The following is a 2,527-nucleotide window of genomic DNA, read 5'->3' as shown; positions in this document are numbered from 1 at the left end:
GCTGGCCGCCGAGACGGGCGGCCTCGCGCTTGCCGGCGATGCCGCGAACGCCACCGACTGGGCCCGCTTCCTGCCGCATATCGCCGAACGCGTCGGCCGCGTCGACGCGCTCGTCGCATGCGCGGGCGGCCACGGGCTCGGCCGCGCGGATGAAACCGACGACGCGCAGTGGCGCGACGCGATGCACGCGAACCTCGACACCGCGTTCGTGAGCGCGCGCGCGTGCCTGCCCGACCTGATCGCGCAGCGCGGCAGCATCGTGCTGGTCGCGTCGATCGCCGCGCTCGCAGCCGGGCCCGGCGTGTGCGGCTACACGGTCGGCAAGCATGCGCTGCTCGGGCTCGCGCGGTCGCTCGCGCGCGACTACGGGCCGCACGGCGTGCGGGCGAACGCGGTGTGCCCCGGCTGGGTCCGCACGCCGATGGCCGATGCGGAGATGGAACCGCTGATGTCGGCGCACGGCGACACGCTCGACGGCGCGTATGCGCGCGTCAGCGCCGACGTGCCGCTGCGCCGCGCGGCCGACCCGGACGAGATCGCGGCCGTGTGCGCGTTCCTCGCGTCGCCGGACGCGTCGTTCGTGACCGGTGCGACGCTCGTCGCGGACGGCGGCGCGATGGTCGTCGACGTGCCGACGCTCGCATTCGACAAGCTCTGATGCGCGCGGGCGCCCCGCCCGCGTCACCCTTCGTTGCACCAGGCGCGTCGTGCGGGCTTGCCGGCACGCCGCCGCCCGTCCGCCCCCATGACGCGCACCACGCCGCCCACTCGTTTCCCGGCGCCGAAAATCCGCTACCATCGACCGGTCCCGCCGCCCCGCCCGGCACCGCCTCACGTTTCGGACTTCGATGAACATCCGGTTTCTTGAAACCTTCGTCTGGCTCGCGAAGCTGGAAAATTTCCGGCTCATGGCCGAAAAACTCCACACGACGCAGGCCGCCGTGTCGAGCCGCATCGCGTCGCTCGAGGAAGCGTTCGACGTGCGCCTGTTCGACCGCAACACGCGCTCGGCCACGCTCACGCCCGCCGGGCGCCGCATGCTCGCGTACGCGGAGCGGATCGTGCGGCTCGACGGCGAAATGCGGCGCGACATCGACGCGGCGAGCGACGCGGGCCTGATCCGCATCGGCGTGATCGAATCGATCGTGCACAGCTGGTTTCCCGCGCTGATGGCGCAACTGCGCGAGCGCTATCCGCGCCTCGACGTCGAGATCACGAGCGACACGACGCTGCACCTGATCCGCCTGCTCAGCACCGACGGCGTCGACCTGATCCTGCAGACCGACCCGGTGCCGGGCCCCGACTTCACGAACCTGCCGCTGTGCGAATTCCCGGTGCGCTGGGCGGCCAGCCCGCGCCTCGGGCTCGGCGGCCAGCCGCTCGACGTCGCGCGCCTGGCCGAATTCCCGATCATCAGCTTCTCGCGCCACTCGGGGCCGCACGCGACGATCGAACGGCTGTTCGCGGACGTCGAGCGGCCGGCCAGCATCAACTGCATCACGTCGGTCGCCGCGATGATCCGCCTCGTCGCCGACGGCTTCGGCGTGGCCGCGTTGCCGCCCGCGATCATCGGGCGCGAACTGCACGAAGGTGCGCTGGAGCTGCTCGACGTCGAACCCGAATTCCCCGCGCTGCCGCTCGTCGCGTCGTACCGCAGCCAGGGCCTGCCGGTGGCCGCGCGTATCGCGGAACTGGCCAGCGAAGTCGCGCGCGCGATGCCGGCCGCCGCAAGCCACTCCAAGCCGGCGACGGCGACACCGACCACGGCCGATCGCGCGGACACCACACCCGCCCGCCCCGCGACGAAGGCAACCGCCAAAACACCGGCGAAAGCGAAACGCACGACGCCATCCGCACCGCCCGCCACGTCCCCCGCGAAACGCCGCCCGCGCCGCTCATAAGAAAACCTGTTCACCGCGAATTTGTTTTCTTGTTGGACGGGCACGGCCCGTCTTCGGGACACTGCGGTTCCTGACACGCCCCCGTCACGAGGAACCCGCAATGACCCGCTTTTCCCTTCCGCACGGCCAGCTTTGCGTCTGGACGGATATCGACCCCGCGCACGAAGCCGATTTCAACGCGTGGTACGACCGCGAGCACATGCAGGAACGTGTCGCGATTCCGGGCTTCACGCATGCGCGGCGCTTTCGCGCGACCGATCGCGGCCCGCGCAAGTACCTCGCGCTGTACGTGACGGACGCGCTCGACGTGTTTCACGGCGACGCGTACCGGCGCGCGTTCACGCAGCAGACCGCATGGTCGCTCGCGAACTTCGAGCGCATGACGGGCACGCAGCGGCGCGTCGGCGAACTGACGATCGAGGCCGGCGACGGCGAAGGCGCGCATCTCGCGCTGTTCGTGCTGCCGCCGGATCGCATCGACGTGCCGCACCTGCGCGAACGCTTCGACGACGCGCTGCACGAACCGGGCATCCACGCCGCACGGCTCTTTCGCACCGCGCCCGACCTGTCCGCGCCGATCGGCGCCGATGCGGCCGCCCGCCCGGCCGCCGATGCGCTCGTGCTGA

General features: G+C 71.5%; 3 protein-coding genes. All 3 read left to right on the top strand.

What is annotated here, in order from left to right; genetic code table 11:
* Nucleotides 1-658, top strand: a 658-nt coding sequence (locus DPV74_RS40765; RefSeq protein ID WP_162923316.1) for an SDR family NAD(P)-dependent oxidoreductase, incomplete at its 5' end; no start/stop codon positions are given.
* Nucleotides 659-848: 190 nt separating this feature from the next.
* Nucleotides 849-1,901 (top strand): LysR family transcriptional regulator, encoded by a 1,053-nt coding sequence (locus tag DPV74_RS40760; protein ID WP_119339241.1) that lies wholly within the window; start codon nt 849-851, stop codon nt 1,899-1,901.
* A gap of 100 nt (nt 1,902-2,001) precedes the next feature.
* Nucleotides 2,002-2,527, top strand: a 526-nt coding sequence (locus tag DPV74_RS40755) for a DUF4286 family protein (RefSeq protein WP_119339240.1), incomplete at its 3' end; no start/stop codon positions are given.

The organism is Burkholderia sp. HAN2018, assembly GCF_024704855.1.
Taxonomy (GTDB): Bacteria; Pseudomonadota; Gammaproteobacteria; order Burkholderiales; family Burkholderiaceae; genus Burkholderia; species Burkholderia cepacia.
The sequence above is the reverse complement of the archived record's forward strand: the minus strand, read 5'-3'. Positions and strand labels throughout refer to the sequence as shown.